The organism is Brucella sp. (assembly GCF_032066345.1).
GTDB lineage: Bacteria > Pseudomonadota > Alphaproteobacteria > Rhizobiales > Rhizobiaceae > Brucella > Brucella pseudogrignonensis.
Genome location: NZ_DAMBKZ010000009.1, coordinates 170,366 through 196,907, shown reverse-complemented (window position 1 = coordinate 196,907; position 26,542 = coordinate 170,366). Strand labels below are relative to the sequence as shown.

Genomic DNA, 26,542 nt, shown 5'->3' with positions numbered 1-26,542 from the left:
GATCAGGTCGAGCCCGATCTCAAACCAAGGATTTTGCTGTGTTGTGAGCGTCTGCGCCCTCTGCCTGCTTGCGGCAGGGCAGGGGCTGCCGCTGTCCGGGCAGGCACGATACAGGGCTAATGAGGTCCTGTGTCCAAGCCAGGTCCAATGTCGAGCTTGTGCTCATTTTTGAGGTTGTCATGTCTACGCAATTGCTGGCAATGGTGCTGGCGCCGCTCATGGGACTGTTTATTGTCAGTATCGGAAACGGCTTTTTATCATCCCTCACAACATTACGACTGGACGCCGCCGGTGCCTCGGCCACGGTGGTTGGTATTGTTTCCTCGGCTTATTTTATTGGCCTGACGCTTGGCGCGGTTTTCCACGATCGGCTGATTGTGCGCATCGGCCATATTCGCGCCTATAGCAGTTTCGCATCGCTGATCGCGGTGAGCGTTTTGCTGCAGGGGATATATTTCGACACCTGGTTCTGGTTTTTCCTGCGCCTCCTCTACGGTTGGGCGGCGATTGGTGTGTTCCTGGTCATCGAAAGCTGGTTGTTGCTGGCTTCGGATGAAAAAATGCGCGGTCGGATTCTTGCGCTCTATATGATTGCGCTTTACGGCTCAGGGATGATGGGACAGGCGGGACTGGGGCTGATCGACGCCTGGGGCGCGGTGGTGCCTTTCATGGCGGCGGCAATGCTTGCATCGCTTTCGGTACTGCCGATCGTCATTCTGCCCAGAGTGACCCCGCATGTCGAGCGGGTTGAGCCACTCAAGCCGCTGGAACTTTTGCGCATGACCCCCAGTGGCGTGATTGGGTGTTTTGGTTCCGGCATCGCGATCGCTGCGGTCTACGCCTTGCTACCGCTCTATCTTCAGCGAATGGGGATGAATGTAGGCGAGGTCGGCAAAATGATGGCCAGCGTTATTCTCGGCGCAATGGTGCTGCAATATCCGGTTGGTCGCTGGTCCGATAGACAGGATCGTCGCGTTGTGCTGATCACGCTTAGCATTGCCTGTGTTGTTCTGGCAGCCGTGATCATTGCGCTGCCGCCGACCTCATCGCTGTTGATCTTTGTATTTTTCCTTTTGGGGGGCGGGATCTTTGCCATCTACCCCGTTGCTGTGAGTTTTTCAGCCGATAGTACCTCCGCCGATGCCCTGGTTCGGATGATCCAGGGTCTGCTGCTGATCAACTCATTGGGATCAGCCATCAGCCCGCTCATTATCTCCCCGATGATGACCAGTCTCGGACCATCTGGCCTGTTCTGGGCGCTTGCCATTCTGAACGGACTGATGGCCGGATTCTTCATCTGGAGACGCGGCGCGAGACCCGACTCCGTGCCCGCTGCACCCTTTGCGCCCGCAACACCCTTTTCGCCGATTGGTGCCGAACTTCGTGTCACCGATGAAATGATACAGGGTGCGATCGAAAATGACAGGAATGACAACAACCACGTTGTTCTGCCAAGCTAGCGTATGCAAGGGTTTCATCGAAATCGCGAGGATGCGCCCATCATGCTTTGGGCGCATCCGGCTGCGAAACCTGCTTCGCGCTGTTGCCGACACTGAATCTTTTAAATCCGATCAATTTGGATATGGCTGATCAAGCAAGATAATCTTGCGCGCCGACCTTCACAGACCGGCGCGCATTTCCCCGCCCAAGCCGGCTTCATTGCGAGGCAATCTCACATCCGGACAGCGTAACTTCAATTCACCCCTGTCCGTGCTTTCCGCTATCGCCCGCATCAACGGCGCTGAGACGGAATTTGCCTTTAAAATCACCGCGACGGTGTTTACAAGATTTCCGGTGAAGGGCTGACATCATGGACATTGATCTGTTTGAGGATTTCATCATCCTTGCCGACGAGTTGAATTTCTCCGCCGCTGCTGCACGACGCAATGTCACGCAGCCGGCATTCAGCCGCCGCATTCAGATGCTTGAGCAATGGATTGGCGCGCCGCTGCTTAGCCGCACAAGTCGTTCGGTGACGCTGACACAGGCAGGACGCGTTTTCTACACCCGCGCTTTGAGCATTGTGCGCGACGTCAAAAGGGCGCGCGAAGATACTCGCGATACGGCCGGAAAGGCCGAACGGAGCTTGGCAATCGCCGCAACACACGCTCTGTCCTTCACATTCGTGCCACGCTGGATGCTGCAAACGATTGGCCATTCCAGTATCGGCTCCGCAAGCCTGGTGACCGACACCTATGCCGAATGCGAGCAACTCCTGCTCAGCGGCGATGCGGTTTTTCTGATCTGCCATCGCCGTCCCGAAACAAAAAACAAGCTGACCACCCGCCAATTCACCGCCTGCACCATTGCCGAGGATGTGCTCATTCCGCTCTCCATTCCCGGTTCCGACGGGCTGCCACGCTTTAATCTCGATACCGCAAGCGATCACGCACCATTGCCGCAACTCAGCTATGCGTCCGCCTCCGGACTTGGACGCATTCTCGAAGATTATTTCGCACAGGGCGACCTGCGGCAAAAGCTTGAAATCCAGTTCCGTTCCGATCTCGCTGCCACCCTTTTGGAAATGGTCAAGGAAGGCCAGGGCATTGCCTGGGTGCCGCTGTCGCTCGCGGAACGTGAGCTTGCATCCGGCCAATTGCTGCGCGCAGGCTCTGAAATATTCGACGTTCCCGTCAAGATCACGCTGATCCGCCCCACGACGCGGCTCAGCTTCCATGCGGAACAGTTCTGGCAGAAAGCGTCAGCCACAGCTGTCGTCAGCGGACCCGATGGCTGACTGTTCCTGGTTGGTCTGCAGCGCGGCAGGTTTTGGGAGTGGCACAGCGTGCAGATATCGCTGTTGAGTGCGGCTACGCCTTGCCGTTCCTTCAAATAACTGAAATCTCTGTAAGAAATCTTTATCGCGTCGCCTCGTCCTTTTTGCGAGCCTTCCCGTTGTCTTCCCTGGGCCCCGCTATAAACAGGACATGACCTGAATGCAGATCAACCAAGTTCACAACCGGATCATTTCGTCGAACAATATGCTTTCGCTGATTAAGAGCAGCCCGCTCGGGGTCTGTATCACGGATGAGCAGGGGAAATTCATTTTCGTCAACAACGCCTATTGCGCTCTTTACGGCTATCAGGCGGATGAATTGATCGGCCAGGATTTCACAATCATCGTCCCGCCAAAGGCCAGAGACGAGCTGATGGCTCTGCATCACGCCTTCATCCATTCAAGCCTGGAGGACAGCGAGCAGGTGCTGACTGAATTGCGCAGTGAGTGGACCGTCATCGATCGTCAGGGCAACCCGCTCACCATCATTGCCAATGCGGTGTTGCTGGTGGGCAAGGACGGGGCGCGAAGCAAGGCGACATTCGTAACCGATATTACCCAACAGAAAAATGCCGAGGAAAAGCTGCTGCGGGCCAATCGCCAACTGGCCTATCACGCAAGCCGGGACGAACTGACCGGCTTGTTGAACCGACGCGCCGGAATGGAACGTGTATCGCGGGAAATCGTGCTGGGAAGGGCTCAGGTGCGGCCGCTCAGTGTGGCCTTTCTGGATGTCGATCATTTCAAGAAAATCAATGACACGCATGGTCATCAGGTCGGCGATGAAGTCCTGCACGAAATCTCGAGACTGATTGCGCGTCAGATCAGGGTGGGGGATTGCGCTATTCGCTATGGTGGTGAGGAAATTCTGGTCGTGTTGCCAGCGACCACTGCCGCTCAGGCTGTTGCTGTCATTGATCGCTTGCGCTTAGCGCTGCACAGCCAGCCGCTGAGCAGCATGAAAATTGCTGTCACATTCTCAGCCGGCATCGCAGAATATTCGGGCGGGGACCGGAGAAAACTGCTTGCCAAAGCGGACAAGGCGCTTTACGCGGCGAAAAATGCCGGTCGCGACCGATCGATCGCCGGCTAAAGTGCAAATGGTGCAATGCCGCATGGTGATTGACCAACCTGCCATAAAAGCGAGCTTCCCTGTTTGGAGCCCACGACAAGCCCTCGAGCGGCGATGCTATGCAAGGCGATGGCGTTAGATGGTTCCTTGAGGCGGTCCCAGTCGATCTAAGAAATCGACCCTGCTTGCCTCGCAATAGCGCGATGCCAATTGCTCAAAGCCCGTTCTGTCCTGCTCGCTGAAGCGATTGCTGACCGGGCTATCGATATCAAGAACGCCAAAAATCCTGCCGTCTTTCCAAAGCGGAATGACCAGTTCGGATCGTGATGCGGCGTCACAGGCTATATGGCCGGGAAAAGCGTGCACATCCGCTACAACAATCGTCTCCTGGTTCACCACCGCCATGCCACAGACGCCTTTTCCAACGCCGATGCGGACACAGGCAGGCTTGCCCTGAAACGGACCAAGAACCAGTTCGGAGCCTGATCTGAGGAAATAAAATCCCACCCAGTTGAGTTCATCGACGAGCTGAAAGATCAGGGCTGAGAGATTGGCTGCATTGGCGATATAATCCGTCTCATCGCCCATCAGTGCGTTGGCCTGAAGATCGAGCTGGCGAAAAAATTCGGCTTTATCGGCTGAGCCGACAGGATCTACGGAAAACATCGGTGTCTCTCCAGGCTGCGCGTCATGCCGTGTCTTCGCACATGCCTTGCGTCAATTGCAACGGCAATACGCCGAAATTGCCCGAAAGGCTTTCAGTCGTCAGCTTTTGCCGATATTTCATCCATGCATAGGGCAATCATTCCGCAGGTGACGGCTGAAAGCCGAGATGCTATAGACGGCGAGGGGGCTTCGACTTGACTTTCCGCCATCAGGACGGAGGTGGTATGGCGACCCCGAACAATTCTGGTCACGATAATGCGCCACCCGTGAACGGGCCGCGACGACTTCAATTGAGCCGTTTGAGGCAAAGGCTGCTCGCCCTTGTCATTGCAGGCGTGGGCAGTGCGGCAGCCAGTATCATTTCCTATGCGAGTGCGATTTATGCGGCGGCAAACCCCGAGCCGATCCGACAATTGGCCATCGGAGAAGAACTCGACACCGGTCTGTGGCATGTCGTGTTCGCTGACGCGCGTCTTGCCGACCGGCCGCCCACCGGGTTCAAGCCATCGCAACCCAAAACATTCGTCACGGTCGCGTTTCGCATTACCAATCAGTCGGCATCCTCTGCCTATGTTTCACGAAATCTGCTGCAAACTGACCCGCAAATGCCGCCCCCCACACTCTATCTGGCGCGCGACAACTGGATCGCAAGCCCGATCAATCCCGGCATGCCAGAAGACCTCATCGCCGTGTGGGAACTCGAAGACGGTCAGCCCGCGCCCGAGCAACTGCGAATCCATGTTGGAAGCCAGATCTATAAAAAACGCGATAATCTTTACGGCGCTTCCTCATGGCTTGATCGTGATCCTGTTGCGGTGATCAGCCTGCCCCTGTCTCAACCCCTGTCCAAGCCCCTTTCCAAGCCCTTGTCCATGCCCGTGTCGCAGGAGCCCGCAAAGCAGTGATGACCAAGCTCAGCAGTTTCGGCCTTCTGATCCTCACGCTGGCCGCCCTTTACTTCCTGCAGCACTCCACTCCTTACTATAGTGATATCCTTTCGCCAGTCGCTGTGGCCGGCATGCAAGGCAGTGCGGTAAAGGCGGACCGTTTTGCGCTCGGCGTCGGCAATGCCTATCGAGCAAGACAACTGACCACCCCCGGTGTTTCGCGCGAGCGCAGTTATTCCACCCAGGGAGAGTGGCTGGTGATCGAGGCGGCAGCCAAGGCCGAGATTGAAAGCCTCAGTCTGATGTCGGTCGCCTGGCTCGGTCCCAATGGCGTTCGCTATCGGCTCACCGGACGCTTGTCGAGCGTCGCCGGCATGATCGGGTCGGAACGGCTGGAGCCGGGCATTGTGCGCCCGGTGTTGATCGTGTTCGAGTTGCCGGCCGATCAAATCAAAGGCGGTCGGTTGTTGATCGCTGAATCCGCCCTGACGCCCTTGTCAGAAGAACTGCACATTACGCTTGATGATGACCGCTTGCACGATGTTCATCGCTCGATTGAAATTGCGCGCGGCGACAGCGTCATGGCCTGGCAGCTGGAGATGACGGAATGACGACACTCGCGCCGACCACGTCGCGACGCAATTTTTGGTGCTGTCTTTTCCTGCTGGTCCTGGCCTTGCCGCTGGCCGTTTTCGTTCAGTCAAAAGGCGAGATTGTTGGCTGGGTCAAAGCAACACTGCTTGAGATCAAACCGCTGCCCCCCGGATCATCTGCGCTCTATGCGCAGGCGCGCTTTCGCTCAAGCGGGCTGGAAAGTTTCGACGGTCCATTACCCAAAACAAAGCTTGTCGCCGCAAAGCTCGATATCACCCTTGAAGATGTCGCGGCATTCAAGGCCGCCATGCCCTGTGAAATCAGTCTGCTCGATGCGCAGCACCGCCGGTTCAAACCGCTTTCGCCTATCGATGGTGATCTGCGAAAGCGCAAGCCGGAATGGGCCGAAAAGCCCGACTGCAACAGCCTGATTGGCGAGGAGCGTGCCGGTCACAGGATCGAGGTGGTTGAAACCTATCTTGTTCCGGATGACGCAAAAATCATGAGCATCGATATCTCGATGGCAGGGATCAAACCGCAGCGGCTTGTCCTGGCGGCCTTTTAAAGGCGCTGCTGCGCAGCGCATATTCAAGCACCGCAGCCAACAGCGCAATTCTGATCGCATCCAGGATGATGCCGCCATCGAGTTCGGTGGGGCTGCCAAACAGAATTTCCAGCACGTCACCCAGACGTTGCCAGGTCGCAATATCATAAGGCCCGAGCAGATGGGTCGCGCCATACCAGATCCAGGCCCCCGCCCAATTTGTCATGGGGTAAAGCACGATGAATGTAAGGAGCGTTGCCAGGCTGGTGGAAACAACCAGCTTGAGACAATTTAAGACAGGGCGATAGCGGCTGCGATAGCCTCCAAGATAATGGAGGGCAAAATCACTGAGCCAGCCGCCAACCCGGCTTTGCAAGAGTGGCGGCTTTTGTGCGGCTGTGCTGCTCGACAGATCATAGCCATAGACAATCGAGGCCATGACCAGCCAAACAAGCGGTAACAAAGCGTAAAAGAACAAATTCTGCACCTGCGCTGACAGGTCCGGTTGCCGAAACTCGACGGGGATGAAGGAGGACGGGCTGGCCGCATAGGCAGTGATTGCCCACCAAGCGGAACTTTCCCTTATCCCGTCAAGCACTCCGCCCGCTCCAATGAAGCCAATGAGTTCATCTTTCCATTTGTTGAGCGCAAATAGACTGATGAATATCCAGCTGGCATCCGCGGCGACGATCACAAAGCGCAACCACGGCGAATTGCGCTTTGCGTTCAGGCGCTTGCTGATCCATCGGATGCACCAGCACACCAGAATAGCTGCAACAAGACTGCGCGAACGCATCAGGTTGAAGACTTCAATCCGCTCGCCAAATGCCAGTCGTTCGAAAGCAAGGCGCGAATATTCCCTGATTGTATCGCCGAGAAATCCCCAGGCGGCATAATAGGCAAAGAATGGCAATATCACCGCAGCCGTCAGGACAAAGAGCCGATCCGTTCGCCGTCCGGCGCCCTCTGCCGCGACTCTTTTAACGCTGCCGCGCAGCTTTGCGAGCGCCGGTAATGCCGGGCGAAGGCAATTCAACATCACCACCACCACAAGGAGTTTGACCAGAACGACCAGCGATAACACGATCATTCCGGCGAGCGGCGCATAGAAGCCAGCGCGCACCGCGCCCTGCAGCAGCAGTTCACGCGTAATCAGTCCAACAGTCCCTGTCAACAGCAGTTGCGGCCAGAAACGCCACAGCAGTTGCGCTGCAAGCGTGATGAGACCAGCAACATCCTTGAGCATGCGCATGGAGGAAACCTAAGCCGCAAAAGCCGTCAGCTCAACACAAATGATTGCTGTCGACTGCACTATTCGCCTTGGAAGTGGCATTGCCTGGCGCATAGTTGCCTCGATCAGATATGCGCTGGAGGAAGCGGTGCCACCTGCAGGCGATGGGCACTTGGAGGCGCGCCGGTAATCCGCTTATAGGCACGGCTGAACGAGGCTTCTGACTCATAACCAAGCCGATGGGCGACAGTTGCCACCCGCTGGCCTTGCTTTAGCCATTGATGCGCCTGCTGCATGCGGGTTCGTCCGACATAGCGCGCCGGTGTCTCGCCGACAATATCGAGAAACCGCTGCGCGAAGCTTGACCGCGATGCGCCCATGATCTCGGCGAGATCCTCGACGCTCCAGTGGCGCGCCGGATCCAGATGCACCGCCGCCAGCACGCGGCCAATCTCGTTGTTGCGCAATGCTGCCAACCAGCCTTTTTCCTTACCGCAGCCATGTTCTACCCAACTGCGGATCATTGTTGCCGTCAAAACGTCGGCCAGCCGCGCAACAATTCCGCAGGCGCCGACACGGTTCATCTGAACCTCGCGTGCCATGCCCTCCAACAGGGCTGGAATTGAAGGCTCTTTCGCCGCAAAATCATTGGCCCTGATAAAATCGGGCATCAGTTGCAGCAAAGGGTGATCGCGGTCGAGATTGAACGTCATGACAGCGAAAAACAACAGATTGCGCCTGTCCGCATTCGGGCATTCAACATCGATAATACCACCGACCGACTTTCTCGGAAATGCACCGATCGGCACCGGACTGACGCCCGGGGCGCTGGCAATGATATGCGCATCGCCGCGCGGCAGCAACACCGCATCCCTGGGCTTGAGTGGATGCCACTCCCCGTCCGGTGACTGGATAACGGCCGATCCAGAGGCTAGAAAATGAAAGCGCGCCGGTTCTCCGGCCGGGAAAGCCGTCGCCCAAGGAGCGCAGGGCTGACATCGGCCATATTCAACGCCATCCAGCCTCAGGCTGCGGAGAATTTCGGTCAGCGGATCTTGCATGGCGACACCGGTGAGAGAGCGGAAATATTGGAGGAAATGGTATGTAATTTAGATTTACTACCATAGAAACAACGACGCGTCACCCATATCTTGGGGGCAACTCGCAAAATGGAGCGCGTCATGGACATGAAAATCAACCCAGAAAATCGCGCACAGACCGCACCGGACAGAGCGGCCTGGTCAGCGATCCTATCCCTGTCGCTCGGCGTCTTCGGACTGGTGACGGCCGAGTTTCTTCCGGTCAGCCTTTTAACGCCGATTTCGGCGGATCTCGGCGTCAGTGTGGGCGCGGCCGGCCAGTCGATGACAATGACCGCCATTGTCGCAGCCTTTGCTGGGCCGGGCATCGTCATCTATTCAAAGAGGCGTGATCGTCGCCACGTCCTGCTGGGGCTGACGCTGATGCTGGTGCTTTCCAGCCTCCTCTCGGCGCTCTCCCCCAATCTTGCGGTGCTTTATACGGCCCGCATTCTGCTCGGGGTCGGCCTGGGTGGCTTCTGGGCCTTGTCGCTGGCGCTCGCCATGCGGCTGGCACCCGATGCGATACTGCCCCGCGCCATGGCTGTCATCATGACCGGTGTGTCGCTTGCAACCGTCTGTGCGGCACCGCTAGGCGCCTGGATTGGTGCGGCCTTTGGTTGGCGCTACGCATTCCTCCTTGCCGCAGCTGTCGGCACGGTGACTTTCCTGGTGCAGTTTTTAACTGTGCCGTCCTTGCCGGCAAAGACGGGTGCCTCGCTCGCAAGCCTGGTTGGCATCCTCCGCCGACCGATCATTCGTGTCGGACTCACAACCATCCTGCTGGTTGTCGCCGCACATTTTGCAAGCTTCACCTATATCCGGCCATTTCTTGAAACTGTGCCGCAATTTGACATCACACAGATCTCCGCGATCCTGCTGGCCTTTGGCATCGGCGGCTTCTTTGGCAATATTCTGGGTGGGCTGCTGGCGGAGCGAAGCACGCGTATCGCGCTGGCCCTGACTTCATCGGCACTGAGCATTGCAACACTCACCCTGTTTGCCTTCGGCGCTCTGCCCTCGCTAGCCATTCTGGGAACGGTTGTCTGGGGTTTGGCATTCGGCGCAGTGCCGGTGAGCGCCCAGAGCTTCACCACGCGGGCGGCGGGCGATGAGGCGGAAAGCGCCGGTGCGCTCATGCTCACCACATTCCAGATTGCGATATCGGGCGGCGCAGTTCTTGGTGGACTGCTGGTCGATCTGCAAGGAGCGGCAGGGAGCTTGATTTTCTCCACCCTCGCAGCTCTGGCCGCCGCAGGTCTGATCGCAACCAGTGGGGTGGTAAGAAAGCACGGGGCTTCTTCCCGTTCCTGTTCCGATCTCGCCAGCTCGGATATAGCCGGATCAGACATCGCCCGTTGAGGCACTGTCCGTTGAAACACCGCACGAAAGGCATGCCGTGCCGGTTCTTCAAACCGGCACAAGAGCACGTTCACTGATCGAGGTGTCGGCCGACATCGCCGCGTTGCAGTTTTTCGGACACAACCTTGATGGCCTGTGCTGCCTCCTCTGCCGACCAACCCGCATCAACCGCTTCGGCTATCAGATCACGCACCCCCGGAACGCTCGTTCCTTCAACAACGTTGTCGGCATCCTCTTCCGAGCGGCCGCCCAGTGTCGCCTGCTTCATGATGCGCGTTAGAAAGGGCGAAACCGCCTGTTCGCAGTCGTCGGGACGGCCCGGATAGTTATCAGCGGATTTGGGGCTCAACATGGTTCTTCTCCCTGCTGTCTATCGCGAACGATCTGGATAGGGCTCCGACGGCTTCTTGGTGCTTTGGCTACCCGGCGCATTGCTCTGTTCATGGGTTGGCTTCTGTTGGTGATCCCGCGGCTCCACCTTGGATGGGTCGGCGGACTGATCGTCTCTGTGAAGGTCCGGATCGGACCATGGATTTTTCTTTTCGACCATTTTCATTTCCTCTTATTCGTCTCGGGCGTCATCGAGTGTCTCAAGCAGCATGGCTGCAACAATCTTGATGGCGCGCGCCGTCTCGACTTCATCCCAGCCAGCATTGACCGCAGAGGCAATCAAACCTTTCACCTCATTGGCTACGGCGTTCCGACAATCGGTATCCCGATCGGGATAATGGCCAGGATGGGTGGGTTTGAGCATGCATCGACTCCTCAGATGAAAGGAGAACTCCCAAAGCCATAAAAAGCTCCATCCAATCCGCAGGCTTCGCTTGAATTTTCCAAAGGTGATGAATTGCCAGCTCGAAAGCCATTTGGCCCGCAAGGAGAAGAGATCAATCTGGCACTGCGCACGCAGTGGGCCCAAGAGATGATCGATAGGGGATTTATCGGGAGTGGCTTTGGGGGACTTGCGCAGCCTCCGGCCAAGTCACGGCTTGCATAAAAATCAACAGCCCAGTGGAACCAAGTGGTGGTGTTCATCATTGTGTGGTCGTGCTGATTATCAGCGTTTATTTTTGGAGAATTGATATGCGTCGTCTTATTTTGGCAACTGCTGCAACCCTGGCTCTTGGATCAATGGCCTTCGCTCAAACCGCAACAAATGTCGAAACAGAGGTCTTTGTCACCGCCAAGCCGACCGATGTGATCTCCAGCAATATCCTCAATCTGGATATTACCAATTCCAAGGATGAATCGATCGGCAAGATCCAGGACCTCATCATCTCTGAAGGTGCCTTGACCGGCTATATCGTGTCGGTTGGCGGGTTCCTCGGCATCGGCGAAAAATATGTGATCGTCGCGCCACAATCCGTCGAAATCCTTTATGCGGAAAACGACAAGAAGTGGTCGGCCAAGATGGACACCACCAAGGAAGCTTTGGAAAAGGCTCCGGAATTCAAATATGACGGTCGTTGGGCCAAGTAAGATCGTTTACGCGGAGGAGCAATCAAATGCGCTCCTCCGCGCAAAGAATATCAAAATGATCAGGTCAAGCAACTTGCGACGCTCGCCAGACTATAACAGTCCCGTGATAATTGTTCCAAGACTTTTAAACGTATATGACTTGGAACAAACAGGCAAAGCCGACGTTTATAAGTATAAGCCATTGGATATGATGACTATGGCTTGCAAGCTTTCCAGCCGAAAGAAAAGTTTGCTCTTTCTGTAGATACGATGAGAGGAGATTGATGATGGATTGGGATCGCGTTGAAGGCAACTGGAAACAGTTCAAGGGCAAGGTCAAGGAAAAGTGGGGTGACCTCACCGATGACGACCTTGACAAGATCAACGGCAAGCGTGAGCAGCTCGAAGGCAAGATTCAGGAGCGCTACGGCATTGAAAAGGACGCCGTCCGCAAGGATGTCGATGATTGGTATAACAGCCAGAAATTCTAGCGCCGCCTGACTGGTTCAATTAAGCCACGCATCCTGCGTGGCTTTTTGCTGTTTTGAAATGGCATCGCCACTCTCAGAGGGATCGCCATCGCTATGAGCGCGCGCTGAAAGTGTGTTTGAAGCTGCGGAGCCGCATTGCGGCAGACCACATTTGTGTCTACTAATGGACAGACATTGCGTCCGCTTTAAGCTATTGATCCGTCTTTAAGAATCGGTGGGGGAGAATCATGTTGTCATCGTGCGAAGGCTGCGGCCGGTTCCCGGAACCGGTCGCGACGTCGTTTCCGGCGGTTTTATCCCGAAGCGATGACCGCATCGCTATCCTCCTATCGCTCCTGAGCAAGAGTTCCTCATGACAATGCGCGCCACAGCCGACCGTTCCGGAAAACTGTTCGGAATCGATTTCAGTGTGGCGATAGGACTCGCCGCAGCGCTAATGTTTTTTATCGTCAGCGGGCTGGTCACCTATGTCAATTTTCAGGGCCTCCGGCTTGCCAATCAACGCATTGTCGAAACGCACCGCGCCATCGTTTCTCTCCAGAGCCTGTTGTCCAAGCTTCAGGATGCGGAAACCGGACAGCGCGGCTATCTGCTGACCGGCGAAGAAAGCTACCTTGCTCCCTACCGGACGGCGCTTGCGGCGGTGAACGCTCAGCTCGAAAAAGTTTCCGAGCGCACCAGGGATAATCCGGGGCAAAATGAACGTCTCGACAAGCTGCGCCAGCATATCGGTGCCAAGCTTGATGAAATGGCGGAGACGATCGTGCTGCGCAAGGATCAGGGGCTGGAACGGGCCCTGGCGCTTGTGCGCTCCGACCGTGGTAAGCTTGAGATGGACGCAATCCGCGAAACCATCGATGCCATGACGCAGGTGGAAAACGACATGCGTTCCGTCCGCCTCGCAGAAATGGAGCGGGCGCAGAGCCAGGCGTTAATCAGCACAATTCTCGCCGCTTTGCTCGGCATTATCCTGACATTGGTGATCGGATATCTTCTGCGCAAGGCAACGCTCAACAGGGCCCGCGAAGAATGGCTGCAAAACGGCGAAATCGGTCTTGCGGCGGCAATGTCGGGCGATCAGCCTATTGAGGAACTGAGCGCAAGCATCCTTGATTATCTGACCGATTACACAGGCGCGGTGGCCGGTGCATTTTTCTCTGGCTCCCGCGATCAATACCAGCGGTCCGCAGTCTACGGCGTACCGGATGATAACGCCGTTCCCAAACAATTTGCCAAGCGTGAAGGTTTGCTTGGACAATCTGCCGCCAAGGCAAGCCTTGTCGTACTCGACGATGTTCCAACTGGCTATCTGAGCTTTGGTTCGGCGCTGGGTCGCGACAAGCCGAAGCATCTGGTGATCCTGCCGGCTTCCGTCCATGGAAATGTCAATGCGGTGATGGAACTGGGCTTTCTGCAGCCCGTCGATCGGGACGTCCTGTCTCTGCTTGCCACAACCGGCGAAGCCATCGCGCTCAGCGTCCAGGCCGCAAGCTATCGCGACGAGTTGCAGAACCTGCTTGAGGAAACACAACAGCAGTCCGAGGAATTGCAGGCGCAGGGCGAAGAACTGCGCGTGTCCAATGAGGAACTTGAAGAACAAAGCCGTGTGCTCAAGGAATCCCAGTCGCGTCTTGAACAGCAGCAGATCGAACTCGAACAGACCAACAGTCAGTTGGAGGAACAGGCCAACCAGCTCGAAATGCAGCGCACCGACCTCGAGCGCGCGCACGCCTCCGTGCAACTCAAGGCGCAGGAGCTTGAACGATCAAGCCAGTATAAGAGCGACTTCCTCGCCAACATGTCGCATGAGCTGCGGACCCCGTTGAACTCCTCGCTCATTCTCGCCAAGCTTCTTGCCGATAATCCGGACGAAAATCTCACCCAGGAACAGGTCAAATATGCGCGCACCATCCAGTCTTCGGGCAATGATCTTCTCAATCTGATCAATGACATTCTCGATCTGTCAAAGATCGAGGCGGGCCATGTCGAAATTCATCCCGAAGTCACACCTTTGGTGCGGATGGCGGCAGGGTTGCGGCAGCTGTTTGATCCCGTCGCGCAGGAAAAGAAACTCGACTTCGACATTCACATCGATGAGGCGATCCCCCGATCGTTCGAGACCGATCCACAACGACTGGAGCAGATTCTCAAAAATCTGATTTCCAATGCCATCAAATTCACCGATAAGGGCAAGGTGGTGCTCTCTATTGCCGCCGAAGACGACGACAAGATACTGTTCTCGGTCAGCGATACCGGCATCGGGATTTCGGCGGAACAGCTGAAGAGCATTTTCGAAGCCTTCCATCAGGCTGACAGCACCATCAGCCGACGCTACGGCGGAACCGGGCTTGGCTTGTCGATATCACGCCAGCTCGCCCGACTGCTCGGTGGCAGCATCCGAGTCGAAAGCACACCCGGGCAGGGCAGTTGCTTTACGCTGACGCTTCCTCTCAAACATGGCGGCCTTGATGCGGCGGTTGCGCCAGCCGCAGCACCGGCCCCTGCGGAAGAATTACCAGCCTCAGAACAATCGACTATCGCGCTGCCGCGCCCACTCGATGATGATCGGGATGCCATCACCGGCGACAAGCGCGTTCTGCTGGTGATCGAAGATGATGAGACATTCGCAGCCATCGTGCGCGATCTGTCACGCGAGATGGGTTTTCACTCGGTGGTCGCCCGGACCGCAGAGGAAGCCGTTCGGGTCGCGCGCGAGTTCTCGCCCAATGCGATCGTTCTCGATGTCGGACTTCCCGATCAGTCCGGTCTTTCGGTGCTGGATCGATTGAAGAACGATGTCCAGACCCGACATATCCCTATCCATGTCATATCAGCGGGCGATCATACCCGCACGGCGTTTTCGCTCGGAGCAGTCGGATACCTGACCAAGCCCGTCAGTCGCGAGCAACTGGTCGGGGTCCTTAACAAGCTGGAGGCCAAGCTTGAACAGCGGATGCACCGGGTTCTGATCGTCGAGGACGACGAACGGCAGCGCGAAGCCGTCTCCAAGCTTTTGGGGTCCCGTGACGTCGAGACTGTTACAGCCGGTAACGCCGCCGAGTGCCTTGATCTCCTGCGCGAGCAGACTTTTGACTGCATGGTGCTTGATCTGTCGCTGCCCGATGCTTCCGGGTTTTCTCTCCTCGAAACCCTCAGCAGTGAAAGTGCTTATTCCTTCCCGCCGGTGATCGTTTATACCGGACGTGAACTTTCGCCGGAAAGCGAGCAGAGACTGCGGCGCTATTCAAAATCGATCATCATAAAAGGCGCGAAGTCCCCTGAACGCCTGCTTGATGAAGTCAGTCTCTTCCTGCATCAGATCATTTCGGAATTGCCGCCCGAGCAGCAGAAGATGATCCGCAAGGCCCGTCATCGCGACGCTCTGCTGGAAGGCCGCTGTATCCTGGTGGTCGAAGATGACATTCGCAATGTCTATGCATTGACCAATATTCTGGAGCCGCGTGGCGCACACGTGCTGATTGCCCGCAACGGCCAGGAGGCGCTCGATGCGCTTGATCGCTCAACAGCCAACCCCGACGCGGCCATTGATCTTGTCCTTATGGATGTGATGATGCCGGTCATGGATGGTTTGACCGCCACGCGGCACATCCGGCAAAATCCGAGCTTTAAGAAATTGCCGATCATCACCCTCACCGCCAAGGCGATGCCGGATGACCAACAACGCTGCATCGAAGCGGGCGCCAATGATTACATGGCCAAGCCGCTTGATGTCGACAAGCTGCTGTCGCTTGTCCGGGTATGGATGCCCAAATGACAGGCGAGAATAAGCCCGGTTCGCCTGAGGAAATCGAGATCCGCTTGCTGTTGGAGGCGCTTTATTTGCGCTACCATTATGATTTCCGCAATTACGCGATGAGCTCGATCCGGCGCCGCTTGCGACAGGCGCGAGAACAGTTGGCGTTTCCGAGTTTCTCCGCCATGCAGGATCGCCTGTTGCGCGATCCGGCAATGCTGCCACAATTGCTGCGCTTTTTGACCGTTCAGGTCAGCGACATGTTCCGCGATCCCGATTATTTCCGCGCCATTCGTGAGCGCGTGATACCACATCTGCGAACCTATCCCTCGTTGAAGGTCTGGATTGCCGGCTGTAGCAGCGGCGAGGAACTATATTCGATGGTCATCCTGTTTCGCGAAGAAGGGCTGGAAGATCGCACGCTTTTTTATGCGACCGATATCAACCAGGAGGCGTTGCAGGCGGCAGAAGCCGGTGTCTATACCATTGAACGGGTTCGGTCCTTCACCGCCAATCACCAGCGTTCGGGCGGCAAGTCATCGCTGTCCGACTATTATCAGGCCGCTTATGGGCGCGTATCGTTCGATAAGTCGCTGCGCCGCAATGTGGTGTTTTCCGACCACAGTCTGGTTACCGATGCGGTCTTTGGCGAGATGAACCTGATCTCCTGCCGCAATGTGCTGATTTATTTCGACAATGACCTGAAAGATCGTGTGCTGGGCCTGTTCCGGGATTCGCTTGCCCATCGCGGTTTTCTGGGGCTGGGCGCCAAGGAGAGCGTGCGCTTTTCCGCCGAGGCGTCGTCGTTTGCGGATTTCGTGCGCGAAGAAAAGATCTATCAGCGGGTGACGTCATGATGGCTTCTGCAGCGCAGGCCGTGGTGATTGGCGCTTCCGCAGGCGCTTTTGATGCCCTGTCGGTCATCCTGCCGCAGCTCATGCCGGGCTTTCGGTTGCCCGTAATCATTGTCGTGCATCTCCCTCCTGATCGGCGAAGCCTGATGGCCGAACTGTTCCGACAAAGATGCAGTCTGATGGTCGAGGAAGTCGAGGACCGCCAGCCGTTGGAGCCGGGCACCATCTATTTTGCGCCGCCCGACTACCACCTGCTGGTGGAGAACCGCCGCAGTCTGTCGCTCTCCAAGGACGATCCTGTCCTGTTTTCGAGGCCTTCCATCGACGTCCTGTTTGAAACTGCAGCCGAGGTCTTCGGCGCAGGCTTGATTGCGGTGGTGCTGTCGGGCGCAAACGACGACGGTGCACGCGGGGCGGCCGTCATTCAGGCCTGTGGCGGAACCGTACTCGTGCAGGATCCAAAACAGGCCTTGGTGCCCGTGATGCCGGAAGCGGCATTGCGCAGCTGCCCTGCCGCAAAAATTCTGTCGCTTGACGCGATAGCTCAATATTTAAGAGAGGTTTAAGTCAACATGAAACCCGTATCGTTTCTCCTCGTTGACGATCTTGAGGAAAATCTCATCGCCTTGGAAGCCCTCTTGCGCCGCGAAGGCTTGCAATTGCTTAAAGCGACTACCGGCGACCAGGCGCTCGAGCTTTTGCTCGAGCACGACGTGGCGCTGGCGCTTGTCGATGTCCAAATGCCCGGGCTCGATGGATTTCAACTCGCGGAACTGATGCGAGGCAATGAACGCACCCGACATGTCCCGATCATTTTTGTCACCGCTGGCAGCGCCGGACAGCGCCGCTTTCAGGGCTATGAGGCGGGAGCAGTCGATTTCATTCAAAAGCCGATCGAACCGGATATCCTGCGCAGCAAGGCCGAGGTTTTCTTCGAGCTCTATCGTCAGCGACAGCAGCTCGCTCTGCAAAGAGATGAACTGGCAGCACAGGCGCAGGCGCTGCGCGAGGCAGCGCAGCAGAAAGATATTCTGCTCCAGGAGATCAACCATCGTATCAAGAACCTGTTCGGTCTCGCCTCGGGACTGATATCCTTGAGCGCTCGCTCTGCCGAAACCATTGAAGAGCTGGTTACGGACTTGCGTTCGCGGCTGCAGGCGCTGGCACGCGCGCATGAACTCACCCTGCCTGTGCTGGGCAGGAATAGCCCTGCGGATCGCGCCACTTCTGTTGTGGGCCTGATCGAGGCGATTGTCGCGCCGCATAAGGGTGAGCAACACTCTCCTGTGAAGATCACCGGTGCAGACGTTCCGATTTCGGGCAATGGTCTCACCTCCTTCGCACTTCTGCTGCATGAACTGACCACCAATTCCGCCAAATATGGCGCTCTGTCATCCCCGGAGGGGCAACTGGCGATCAATATTGGTCTGGATGAGGAGCTGCTGTCTTTGAACTGGAAGGAAACGGGCGGGGAAATCCTGCAACAACCACCTGAACGCAAGGGATTTGGTGCCGCTCTCGAAAAGGCGACAGTTCAGGGCCTCAATGCGGTGATCGCACGGGACTGGCAGCCCGAGGGCCTGTCGCTTTCCCTCAAAATACCCGCAGAGCGCCTGGTCTATCGCGATACTCATCCCGGCTGAACAACGTCGGTAACAACAAGACCAGCTTTCGGAATGGTGAGGCCTTTGACCCGCATCATTCACAGCTGCGCCGGCCTCTGTTTTGTCTTTCGCAAAGCCTGTTGCTTTTGCAGGTCCACGCAGGCCCCTCCCAGTCTGACTATTATTGCGATTTGTTCTGGAACCATCTCTGCTCACCGGGGTTAGTTAGCATGCCAACCAGAAAATGAGAGGAAATGCTATGAAGTTCACAACACTCCTGATCGCAGGTGCGATGGCCCTTTCACCAGCGCTTGCTGGCGCACAGGCAACACAGACCCCCAACAGTGACGCGCCTGGTGCGACCGACACCCCCACTCATGATGATAAGACCCCTGATGCTGGTCAGAACAGCCTGACTGAAGCCCAGGCAACCGAGCTGTTCAACAAGGCCGGCTATACTGAGCTGAAAAATCTCAAGCTCAACGAGCAGGGACTGTGGGAAGCATCGTCAATGAAGGATGGCAAAACCGTCATGCTGACCTTGGACGCCGAGGGCAAGGTTTCCGAGCATATGATGTAAATCATTGCCCTAGATGAAAAAAGCCGCGTCAGCGGCTTTTTTTATGCGTGCTGCGAAAGTCAGAACGCTCAAGCATGACGCAAAAATCTCCGATCATGCCGCTACCGCCCCCGGATTGCCAGAGGTCTTGAGCGATGCTCTGTGGCGATATTCGCCAGATGTCGTCAGGGTCTGGCATTATGATGAAAACATCAATTCTGCCGCGCAGGCGTCAGTGATTTCAGCGCGTCGACAAACCGGATCATGGTCGGGGACAGGTTTCGACCTTCCATCGTCAGAATGTGCAACGCACTGGTCGCCAGAACGGGATCGTCGATTGGAACCAGAGCAATATTGGCGTCATTGTCGCGGACCAGATCAGGGGAACCGGTAATCGAGGTTGTTCCCGAAGAGAAACTATAGGCGCGCAGCAACGCCATCGAATTGGTAGAGAAGACCGGGTTGAAGCTAATTCCCTTTGCCGCCAGCGCCGCCTGCAGCAGAAGTCGCTGCGTCCGGTCCTCGTCAGGAACCGCCCATTGTTCGCCGCGCAGATCATCCAGTGTGACAGAGGGCCTGCCCGCCAAGGGATGATCGCAGCGCAGCGCGGCCAAGATCGGTTGTCAGGCAATAAGCTGAATGGCAATATGGGGCGGTGGCGGCTCGCTATAGGTGATAGCAATATCCGCTGTGCCATTCTTGATGTGGGGACAGATATCGGGCGAGGTGCCGAGCCAGACATGGAAATGCACCGCCGGCTGCTGTTGCCGAAACGCCGCGATGGCATAGCTAAGGCAGCCCAAAGCGAAACCGGCCTGGTTCGCAATCCGTATCAGGCTATGCGATTTTCTGGCAAGTGCGCGCAGTTCCGACAGCGCCTCTTCCAAGCCGATTGATAGTTGCTGCTTACGTTGCAACAGCAATTCCCCCGCAGCGGTTAGCACCAAGCCGCCAGGCCGCCATAAGCCCTCTAAAGCCCCACGGCTTTGCGTAGTGCTTCGTTCATACGGCCCTGCCAGCCTTTGCCGCTGGCCTTAAAGCGTTGGACTACATCTTGATCAAGACGAATAGTTACCGGAGTTTTAGGAGTATCCAGTCGAGGGCGTCCGCGAGCTGCAATTGCCTTCTCCATTTTCTCCGCCATTTCGGGGAAAACTTCCTTAAATGGCTTCATACTGGATAGCTCTTCGTCGGTTAGCGGTGGGCTATCGACTGCGTCCCAATCCTCCTTGGTATAGCCGTGGGCTTCTGCATGTTTAGGTCTGAATTTGTTAGCCACTAGATTTTGCTCCTTTCGACCTTATTTGCTGTTCGCATGGAAATGATTGAAAGCGCTTCTGTTCCGAGAGTGATGAAGATGACAACAATCGTTCCATCAGCAAGACGGCCAATAGCTTTTAGCCGCCCTTGTTTTGTGCTGGCTACGTTTGCAGCCAAAAAGAATTCATAAGACAAGTCTGCAAAATCAAGCCCGTGCTTGGATAAGTTGGATTGTCTTTTTGGTTCGTCCCAAACGATGTTCATATAATGTACGTACATTAAATGGAAAGCGCAAGCAACAATAAAAGTACATACATTAAATATTTTGTGTAGGTACAGTCAAGCTCTTGCCATTTCAAGGGGAACTGAAACGGTATGTCATCCGATAATTGAGGAAAGAACAACTTGGCGCTTCGCCTTTCAGAGAGGGACAAAGCGGTAATCCTGCAGGTCGGCCCAAAGACGCACGCTGCAAGCTCGGGGAAAGCTTCTCGAAGACCTTTTGCATTCATGGGAAGCGCCAGGCCCGGGTGTCTATCAGGCGGTCATTGATTCCAAACCGGAAGCTTATTTGAAGGTCGTTCCGTCTTTGATGCCGAAAGACCTGAATCAACGTCGACCAGACTGGCGAGATGTCTGATGAGCAACGCCGTGAACGGCTCTGAAAACGCGACGCTACAATCAAAGCTTTCCTCACTTCGCATTCAAAAGATGGAAATCATGCAGGAGAGGGAGCGGCGACAGAGCATTAATCGACTTCGCTTTTAAAAACCCTATTCGCAACAGATTGAGTTTCACACTGCAGCCGCTTCTCACAGGGAGCGCCATTTTGTTGCGGCAACGAGCCTGTTAAATCATCCGATCATTCTGCTGGTTCTGAAAGCGGCAAACCTACACGCGATGGTGTGCAGCGCCTTTTGATGGGCCATCGGATCGGGAAGAGGAATGGGGACCGGCCTGCCGTTATCAGATACAGAAAACTATTAAAGAAGTGGGCGGGATTAGCGGACACAAAAGCAGCGCCACCACAACAAAAGCGCGTCTATCGTTCCTCTCCCCTGCATTGCAAAGCGTACTTTCCGTACGCCGCCAGAGGCGGGAATGATCGCTCCGATCTGTGGGTCGTTTGTTATGCTTTGCTCACACCAGGCCTTGCTGGCACACAGGCAACACAGACCCCAAATAGTGACGCGCCTGGCGCCACCGACACACCCACCCATGATGACAAGACCCCTGATGCCGGTCAGAACAGCCTGACCGAAGCGCAGGCCACCGAACTGTTCAACAAGGCCGGCTATGCGGAGCTCAAAAATCTCAAGCTCAACGAGCAGGGCCTGTGGGAGGCATCCTCAATGAAGGATGGCAAAACTGTCATGCTGACATTGGATGCCGAGGGCAAGGTGTCTGAGCATATGATGTAAATCATTGCCCCCGTTGCAGGAAAAGCCGCGTTAGCGGCTTTTTTTGTATGGGTATCGAAGCTGCGGGCGGGTTGAAGCATCCTCCCAAAAAGCGGTGCGCGCGTATCGCAGAGACGGCGCAACACCAGGACGGGGAACACAGTCCCCGCAACGAAGCGACCGCCACGGCGTCCCCCTACATCCGATCGGCCCTTTATCCTATCGGATGAGGGGCTCCATGCCGGACAAATCTTAATTCTGCACGGGTGGCGTCAGCGCTTTGAGCGCGTCGACAAACCGGATCATGGTCGGGGACAGGTTTCGACCTTCCATCGTCAGAATATGCAGGGCACTGGTCGCTAGAATAGGATCTTCGATTGGCACCAGCGCAATATCGAAGTCATTGCCGCGGACCAGGTCAGGGGAACCGGTGATCGAAGTTGTGCCCGAAGAAAAACTATAGGCACGCAGCATCGCCATCGAATTGGTCGAGAAGACAGGGTTGAAGGTAATTCCCTTTGCCGCCAGCGCCGCCTGTAGCAGGAGCCGCTGCGTCCGGTCCTCGTCAGGAACTGCCCATTGTTCGCCACGCAAATCATCCAATGTGACAGAGCGCCTGCCCGCCAGGGGATGATCGCTGCGCAGCGCGGCAAAGATGGGTCGCAAGGCGATGTGCTGAATGGCAATATCGGGGGGCGGTGGATAGCTATAGGTTATGCCGATATCCGCCGAGCCATTCTTGATGCGCGCACAGATATCAGGCGAGGTGCCCACCCAGACATGAAAATGCACCGCCGGATGTTGCTCGCGAAACGCCTCGATGGCAGGGGTAAGGCAATCCAGAGCAAACCCTTCATAACTCGCAATGCGAATGAGGCCATGCGATTTTCCGGCAAGTGCGCGCAGTTCCGACAGTGCCTCTTCCATACCGATTGCCAAGCGCTGCGTGCGTTGCAGCAGCAGTTCTCCCGCAGCCGTCAGCACCATGCCACGCGGTCGCCGCTCAAACAGCACAATGCCCAGCGACTCCTCGAGCTTGGCAATCTGGCGGCTGATGGCCGAAGTCGAAATATGCAGTCGTGATGAGGCTTCATGCAGGGAACCTGTCTGGGCGACTTCGCGAAAATAAACCAGCGATCGATGTTGCATGGACACCCTGTTGCACAAAATGCAACAGGGTGTCCACTTTAAAGCAATTGTTGCAACCCGTCGCTGCTGATAATTGCCTTCAAGACAGGTTTTCGGCGCATGTGCCTCGCCCGGCCAGCCTGCAGGCGGTAACCCCTTCATCGTAGCGGCTAGGGGGCGCGCCCATGACGCCAAAAAACCCTGCACGGCACCGCCCGACCATTATCCTGGAGGAAATGATGAACCCGTTCCTGTCCTATCTCACCACCCATGCCGACGATATGCTCAATGACCTCAAGGCGCTTGTCGAGCATCAGTCGCCAACCGAAGACAAAGCTCTGGTCGATGCCTGCGGCGCTTTTCTTTGTGACCTGTTCGCGCGCCATTTAAATGTGCAGCCTGAACGCTTCGCGCAGACGAAGGCCGGTGATCATCTGTTGTTCAAAATCGGACAGGGAAATCGCCGCACCTTGCTGTTGACACATTTCGATACGGTCTGGGACCTCGACCGTCTGGGGACCCGCATCGAAGACGGAAAATATTACGGACCTGGCGCCTTCGATATGAAGGGTGGCGTCATCCAGGGTATCTGGGCGTTGAAGGCATTGATCGCCGGCGACGCGCTCGACAATCACCAGGTCTGGTTCCTGTGCACCAGCGATGAGGAAACCGGTAGCTGGCACTCGCGCGCTCTGATCGAGGAAATCGCCCGACAATGTGATCAGGTTCTGGTGCTTGAACCGTCAGAGGAGGGGACTGGAAACCTCAAGATTGCCCGCAAGGGAACCGGTCATTTTCATATGCAGATCAAGGGAAAGGCCGCTCATGCCGGCAACAACCCGCTCGGCGGTGTCAGTGCCGCCGAAGAAATGGCCCGCCAGATCCTCAGGCTTCATGAACTGCAGGACCTCTCCAGAGGCACCACGGTCAATGTCGGTATCGCGCAGGCAGGCAACCGCATCAATGTCATCCCCGATCATGCGAGCCTGTCGATCGATGTGCGTGTCACCTCGCTTGACGAAGCGGAAAGGGTCGAAGCGGAAATCCGCGCATGCCCGGTTTTTCTGGACGGCGCCCAGATCGAGATTTCCGGGGGTCTCAATCGCCCGCCAATGGAACTCAACGCGCGCAACAAATCCCTGTTCGAGCAGGCCGTTCGTGCAGGTACTGCCCTCGGCATGACGGTTTCGGGCAGTGCGGTCGGTGGTGGAAGCGATGGCAATTTTACTTCGGCGCTTGATATTCCGACGCTGGATGGTCTGGGTGCCGAGGGCGGTGGCCCGCATGCCGAATACGAGCATGTGACCATAGCTGGGCTTCCGCGCCGCGCCGCGCTGATCAGTCAGATCATCGCTAACAGCTGAGCTATTTTGACGAGGGAGGCGGTGTGATCAGCCGCCTCCGAAGGAGGAAACACATCCCATGACTGCATCGCCATCACCCGCGGCCCCCAAAAAGGGCCTCAGTCTGCAAAATCCTTACGTTCTTCTTTTCTGTATGCTGGTTCTGGCCGGGATCGGCACCTGGATCATTCCGGCTGGACAATATGCGACCGAAGTCCGCAATGGCATCTCCTTCTCGGTGCCTGGAAGCTACCATGGTGTTGAACAGCATCATGTCTATCCGCAGGCGCTGTTTCTGGCCATTGCCGAAGGTCTGATCAAGAGTGCACCAATTGTCTTCATGGTGATGTTTACCGGCGGCGCTCTGCATGTGCTTGAGCAATCCGGTGCTGTGCATCACATGCTCAACGGCATCGCAAAAAATCGCAGGCTCAACGATCTCACCCTGATTGTCCTGTTCTGCGTGGTTTTTTCGGTATTGGGCACCACCGGTATCGTCGTCAATTCGGTGATCGCATTCGTGCCCATCGGGATTATGGTGGCGCGCTCAATCGGCATGAACAAATTGTTCGGGATTTCACTGGTCTATATCGCCACCTATACCGGCTATAATGCATCGATTTCGGCACCGACATCGGTCGGCCTTGCGCAGCGACTTGCCGATGTTCCACTCCTCTCAGGCATCGGCTTCCGCGTCGTCATATTCCTGGCGTTCCTGCTTGCCACCATCGCATTCCTGTGGCTATACGCGCGTAGCCAGCGCAAGACTTCACCGCGCCCCAACGAGATCGAGGATGGCGAAACTAAGAGCGATGCAGCCCCCGGTCAACGCGCCCGCTACTGGCTCGCCCTGCTGTTTACGGCGCTGTGCCTTGGGGGCTTTATTGCCGGAGCCGTCACGCTCAACTGGAGCGAAAAGGAAATGCTTGCCATGTTTATCATCATGGCAATCGGTGTCGGCATCATCGCTCGCATGTCTGCCGATGAGATCGCCAAAGGCTTTCTCAAAGGCTGTTCACAGCTTGTTATCGGCGCATTCATCGTTGGCCTGGCGCGTGCCATCTCGATCATTCTCGAACAGGGCATGATCCTCGACACGATCGTCTCCTATGCGGTGCTGGCGCTCGACGGGTTGCCCCGTTCCCTTTCCGCGATCGGCATGTATGTCAGCGCGATGATCATGCACGTGTTCATCTCGTCTGGATCTGGTGAATCCGCAGTTTTGATCCCGGTCTTCACACCGCTCGGGGATATTCTGGGGATTACCCGGCAGACCACCGTCCAGTCAGTGGTTTTTGGCGAAGGGGTCGTCAACTGCATCAATCCGACATCCGGTGTGCTGATGGCAATCCTTGCCACATCCGAGGTTTCCTATGGAAAATGGGTGAAATTCATCGCCCCGCTTGTCATCGCCTGGGGTTTGATCAGTGCGGTCTTTCTCTATATCGCGGTCCAGATCCAATGGGGCCCGATCTAACCGCGCTTCTCGGTTAAAGGCGTGATCAAAGCGCTGGCAATCGACAAGTCGAATGCCAGCGTCGCTACGAAAGAGCACGCGCGGCTGGTCAAGCGGTTGGTGAGGCGGTTTGCCAGGCGTTTGGTAGGAAGGGTGCTTGACAGAACACGCCGCGTCGCCGATTGTAACTGGACCACTGGATAGACCAGTGTATCAGTGAGGTCGAGTTTGAACGCTGCGCATGATCTTCTCCTCGACAACAAGGCTGGGCTCGGACGCAATCTGGAGCGTCGGTCCATGCGTGACGTGATCGCGGACAAGATCGGCGCACTGATCGCATCGGGCCTGCTCAGTGTCGGCGATGCGCTTCCGGGCGAGCGCGAATTGGCGAGCGCTCTTTCTGTCAGTCGGCAAACAGTGCGCGGTGCCATCCAGATTCTTGCTGCCCATGGTATCCTCGATGTGACGCAGGGCGCCAGAACGCGGGTTGCCCGCGCCGAGCTCGGCGGCCTGTCGATTGGCATTACCGCCCAGATCAATGTCGATCGCTATGATGTTCACGCCGTCCATGCGGCGCGTATGCTGGTCGAACAACAAATAGTCGGTGACGCAGCACAGCGTATTTCCCAGGACGCGCTTGCGCGCCTGCGGCTTTCGCTCACAGCGCAGGCTGCCTGCCTCAATGATCCCGTCCGCTTCCTCATCTGCGACCGCGAGTTTCATGTCACCATCTATCGCGAATGCGGAAACCCGCTGCTCGCAGACATCGTCACCGATCTCTACACCTATATGATGGAGCATCGCCGCCGCGCGGTTGCCAGGCCAGGGGCGCTTAACGGCAGCTTCTCCGACCATCAGAAAATCCTCGCAGCGCTTGAAAATCGCGACCGCGCTGCAGCAATGGCGGCCTTCGCAGTCCATGAGCAACGTATTTACACCTCCACACAGAAATCGCTGGCCGCGCGCGCTCAGCAGGTCTCTGCCCCAATCACGGCTTCCCAGCCGTGACTGCCTTAGCAGCAAG

General features: G+C 56.5%; 28 protein-coding genes and 2 pseudogenes. 20 read left to right on the top strand and 10 right to left on the bottom strand.

The window, feature by feature from the left end:
• Window positions 1-179: 179 nt before the first annotated feature.
• The 3 genes from RT142_RS13660 to RT142_RS13650 all read left to right on the top strand — a co-directional run bounded on the left by RT142_RS13660 (window position 180) and on the right by RT142_RS13650 (window position 3,869).
• Window positions 180-1,460, top strand: coding sequence for an MFS transporter (locus RT142_RS13660; RefSeq protein WP_064322599.1), 1,281 nt, complete (start codon window positions 180-182; stop codon window positions 1,458-1,460).
• Window positions 1,461-1,810: 350 nt separating this feature from the next.
• On the top strand, window positions 1,811-2,737 hold the full coding sequence (locus tag RT142_RS13655) for a LysR family transcriptional regulator (protein ID WP_313029237.1): 927 nt from the start codon (window positions 1,811-1,813) through the stop codon (window positions 2,735-2,737).
• A 199-nt stretch (window positions 2,738-2,936) separates the two neighbouring features.
• A complete protein-coding gene (locus RT142_RS13650; protein ID WP_313029235.1) occupies window positions 2,937-3,869 on the top strand; it encodes a sensor domain-containing diguanylate cyclase in 933 nt (310 codons plus the stop codon).
• 114 nt (window positions 3,870-3,983) lie between these two features.
• Here RT142_RS13650 and RT142_RS13645 read toward each other — a convergent pair whose 3' ends face one another.
• Window positions 3,984-4,514, bottom strand: coding sequence for a GAF domain-containing protein (locus tag RT142_RS13645; RefSeq protein WP_064322596.1), 531 nt, complete (start codon window positions 4,512-4,514; stop codon window positions 3,984-3,986).
• Window positions 4,515-4,738: 224 nt separating this feature from the next.
• Here RT142_RS13645 and RT142_RS13640 point away from each other — a divergent pair, with 224 nt between their 5' ends.
• From RT142_RS13640 to RT142_RS13630, 3 genes are read left to right on the top strand one after another with little or no spacing between them, the layout of a single operon-like run.
• Window positions 4,739-5,419 carry a hypothetical protein gene (locus RT142_RS13640; protein WP_094543923.1) on the top strand — a complete coding sequence of 227 codons (681 nt, stop codon included), beginning with the start codon at window positions 4,739-4,741 and terminating at the stop codon, window positions 5,417-5,419.
• Entirely contained in the window at window positions 5,419-6,012 is a 594-nt protein-coding gene (locus RT142_RS13635; protein ID WP_064322594.1) for a hypothetical protein, read from the top strand. Before RT142_RS13640 ends, RT142_RS13635 begins: the two co-directional genes overlap by 1 nt.
• Entirely contained in the window at window positions 6,009-6,560 is a 552-nt protein-coding gene (locus tag RT142_RS13630; RefSeq protein ID WP_064322593.1) for a hypothetical protein, read from the top strand. Before RT142_RS13635 ends, RT142_RS13630 begins: the two co-directional genes overlap by 4 nt.
• Here the strand turns inward: RT142_RS13630 and RT142_RS13625 are convergent.
• Both RT142_RS13625 and RT142_RS13620 read right to left on the bottom strand, forming a co-directional pair.
• Window positions 6,526-7,791 (bottom strand): hypothetical protein, encoded by a 1,266-nt coding sequence (locus tag RT142_RS13625; RefSeq protein WP_313029232.1) that lies wholly within the window; start codon window positions 7,789-7,791, stop codon window positions 6,526-6,528. The two genes, RT142_RS13630 and RT142_RS13625, sit on opposite strands and share 35 nt — an antisense overlap.
• 104 nt (window positions 7,792-7,895) lie before the next feature.
• A complete protein-coding gene (locus RT142_RS13620; protein ID WP_094543924.1) occupies window positions 7,896-8,831 on the bottom strand; it encodes an AraC family transcriptional regulator in 936 nt (311 codons plus the stop codon).
• Window positions 8,832-8,951: 120 nt separating this feature from the next.
• Between RT142_RS13620 and RT142_RS13615 the strand changes: the two genes are divergently transcribed.
• Entirely contained in the window at window positions 8,952-10,211 is a 1,260-nt protein-coding gene (locus RT142_RS13615; protein WP_094543925.1) for an MFS transporter, read from the top strand.
• Window positions 10,212-10,281: 70 nt separating this feature from the next.
• On the opposite strand, the gene RT142_RS13610 is transcribed toward RT142_RS13615, so the two are convergent.
• Genes RT142_RS13610 through RT142_RS13600 form a run of 3 tightly spaced genes read right to left on the bottom strand, consistent with a single transcriptional unit; the run spans window position 10,282 to window position 10,965 of the window.
• Window positions 10,282-10,563, bottom strand: a complete 282-nt coding sequence (locus RT142_RS13610) for a hypothetical protein (RefSeq protein WP_313029230.1) — start codon at window positions 10,561-10,563, stop codon at window positions 10,282-10,284.
• Between the two features lie 18 nt (window positions 10,564-10,581).
• Window positions 10,582-10,761: a hypothetical protein gene (locus tag RT142_RS13605; RefSeq protein ID WP_064322589.1), complete on the bottom strand. Its 180-nt coding sequence runs from the start codon at window positions 10,759-10,761 to the stop codon at window positions 10,582-10,584.
• Window positions 10,762-10,773: 12 nt separating this feature from the next.
• Window positions 10,774-10,965 (bottom strand): hypothetical protein, encoded by a 192-nt coding sequence (locus RT142_RS13600; protein ID WP_064322588.1) that lies wholly within the window; start codon window positions 10,963-10,965, stop codon window positions 10,774-10,776.
• Between the two features lie 329 nt (window positions 10,966-11,294).
• On the opposite strand from RT142_RS13600, the gene RT142_RS13595 reads away from it, so the two are divergent.
• From RT142_RS13595 to RT142_RS13560, 8 genes and pseudogenes are all read left to right on the top strand, one after another.
• Window positions 11,295-11,690, top strand: coding sequence for a PRC-barrel domain-containing protein (locus RT142_RS13595; RefSeq protein ID WP_064322587.1), 396 nt, complete (start codon window positions 11,295-11,297; stop codon window positions 11,688-11,690).
• A gap of 266 nt (window positions 11,691-11,956) precedes the next feature.
• Window positions 11,957-12,160 carry a CsbD family protein gene (locus RT142_RS13590; protein WP_007880399.1) on the top strand — a complete coding sequence of 68 codons (204 nt, stop codon included), beginning with the start codon at window positions 11,957-11,959 and terminating at the stop codon, window positions 12,158-12,160.
• A 352-nt stretch (window positions 12,161-12,512) separates the two neighbouring features.
• Complete coding sequence (locus RT142_RS13585) at window positions 12,513-15,935, top strand: response regulator (RefSeq protein ID WP_313029224.1); 3,423 nt, start codon at window positions 12,513-12,515, stop codon at window positions 15,933-15,935.
• Complete coding sequence (locus tag RT142_RS13580; RefSeq protein ID WP_094543927.1) at window positions 15,932-16,771, top strand: CheR family methyltransferase; 840 nt, start codon at window positions 15,932-15,934, stop codon at window positions 16,769-16,771. The genes RT142_RS13585 and RT142_RS13580 overlap by 4 nt, the downstream gene beginning before the upstream one ends.
• A complete protein-coding gene (locus RT142_RS13575; protein WP_094543928.1) occupies window positions 16,768-17,334 on the top strand; it encodes a chemotaxis protein CheB in 567 nt (188 codons plus the stop codon). Before RT142_RS13580 ends, RT142_RS13575 begins: the two co-directional genes overlap by 4 nt.
• A gap of 6 nt (window positions 17,335-17,340) precedes the next feature.
• Window positions 17,341-17,628, top strand: a pseudogene (locus RT142_RS13570) (two-component system response regulator); the annotation flags it as partial.
• Window positions 17,629-17,862: 234 nt separating this feature from the next.
• Window positions 17,863-18,411, top strand: a complete 549-nt coding sequence (locus tag RT142_RS13565; protein WP_235819085.1) for an HWE histidine kinase domain-containing protein — start codon at window positions 17,863-17,865, stop codon at window positions 18,409-18,411.
• A 220-nt stretch (window positions 18,412-18,631) separates the two neighbouring features.
• On the top strand, window positions 18,632-18,952 hold the full coding sequence (locus tag RT142_RS13560) for a hypothetical protein (protein ID WP_064322582.1): 321 nt from the start codon (window positions 18,632-18,634) through the stop codon (window positions 18,950-18,952).
• Window positions 18,953-19,143: 191 nt separating this feature from the next.
• Here RT142_RS13560 and RT142_RS13555 read toward each other — a convergent pair.
• The 3 genes and pseudogenes from RT142_RS13555 to RT142_RS13545 form a co-directional block, all read right to left on the bottom strand.
• Window positions 19,144-19,818: pseudogene (locus RT142_RS13555) on the bottom strand (LysR substrate-binding domain-containing protein).
• 83 nt (window positions 19,819-19,901) lie between these two features.
• Window positions 19,902-20,210, bottom strand: coding sequence for a BrnA antitoxin family protein (locus RT142_RS13550; RefSeq protein WP_064322579.1), 309 nt, complete (start codon window positions 20,208-20,210; stop codon window positions 19,902-19,904).
• On the bottom strand, window positions 20,210-20,455 hold the full coding sequence (locus tag RT142_RS13545) for a BrnT family toxin (protein WP_094543984.1): 246 nt from the start codon (window positions 20,453-20,455) through the stop codon (window positions 20,210-20,212). The genes RT142_RS13550 and RT142_RS13545 overlap by 1 nt, the downstream gene beginning before the upstream one ends.
• A gap of 125 nt (window positions 20,456-20,580) precedes the next feature.
• On the opposite strand from RT142_RS13545, the gene RT142_RS24420 reads away from it, so the two are divergent.
• Window positions 20,581-20,766, top strand: a complete 186-nt coding sequence (locus RT142_RS24420; protein WP_374891711.1) for a DUF5681 domain-containing protein — start codon at window positions 20,581-20,583, stop codon at window positions 20,764-20,766.
• Window positions 20,767-21,327: 561 nt separating this feature from the next.
• Window positions 21,328-21,612: a hypothetical protein gene (locus tag RT142_RS13540; protein ID WP_235819081.1), complete on the top strand. Its 285-nt coding sequence runs from the start codon at window positions 21,328-21,330 to the stop codon at window positions 21,610-21,612.
• A gap of 231 nt (window positions 21,613-21,843) precedes the next feature.
• On the opposite strand, the gene RT142_RS13535 is transcribed toward RT142_RS13540, so the two are convergent.
• Window positions 21,844-22,740: a LysR family transcriptional regulator gene (locus RT142_RS13535; protein ID WP_094543930.1), complete on the bottom strand. Its 897-nt coding sequence runs from the start codon at window positions 22,738-22,740 to the stop codon at window positions 21,844-21,846.
• A 164-nt stretch (window positions 22,741-22,904) separates the two neighbouring features.
• Between RT142_RS13535 and RT142_RS13530 the strand changes: the two genes are divergently transcribed.
• The 3 genes from RT142_RS13530 (at window position 22,905) to RT142_RS13520 (ending at window position 26,526) form a co-directional block, all read left to right on the top strand.
• Window positions 22,905-24,083: a M20 family metallopeptidase gene (locus RT142_RS13530; protein ID WP_235819082.1), complete on the top strand. Its 1,179-nt coding sequence runs from the start codon at window positions 22,905-22,907 to the stop codon at window positions 24,081-24,083.
• Window positions 24,084-24,141: 58 nt separating this feature from the next.
• On the top strand, window positions 24,142-25,539 hold the full coding sequence (locus RT142_RS13525; RefSeq protein ID WP_064323221.1) for a YfcC family protein: 1,398 nt from the start codon (window positions 24,142-24,144) through the stop codon (window positions 25,537-25,539).
• Window positions 25,540-25,815: 276 nt separating this feature from the next.
• Complete coding sequence (locus tag RT142_RS13520) at window positions 25,816-26,526, top strand: FadR/GntR family transcriptional regulator (RefSeq protein ID WP_235819086.1); 711 nt, start codon at window positions 25,816-25,818, stop codon at window positions 26,524-26,526.
• Window positions 26,527-26,542: the final 16 nt, after the last annotated feature.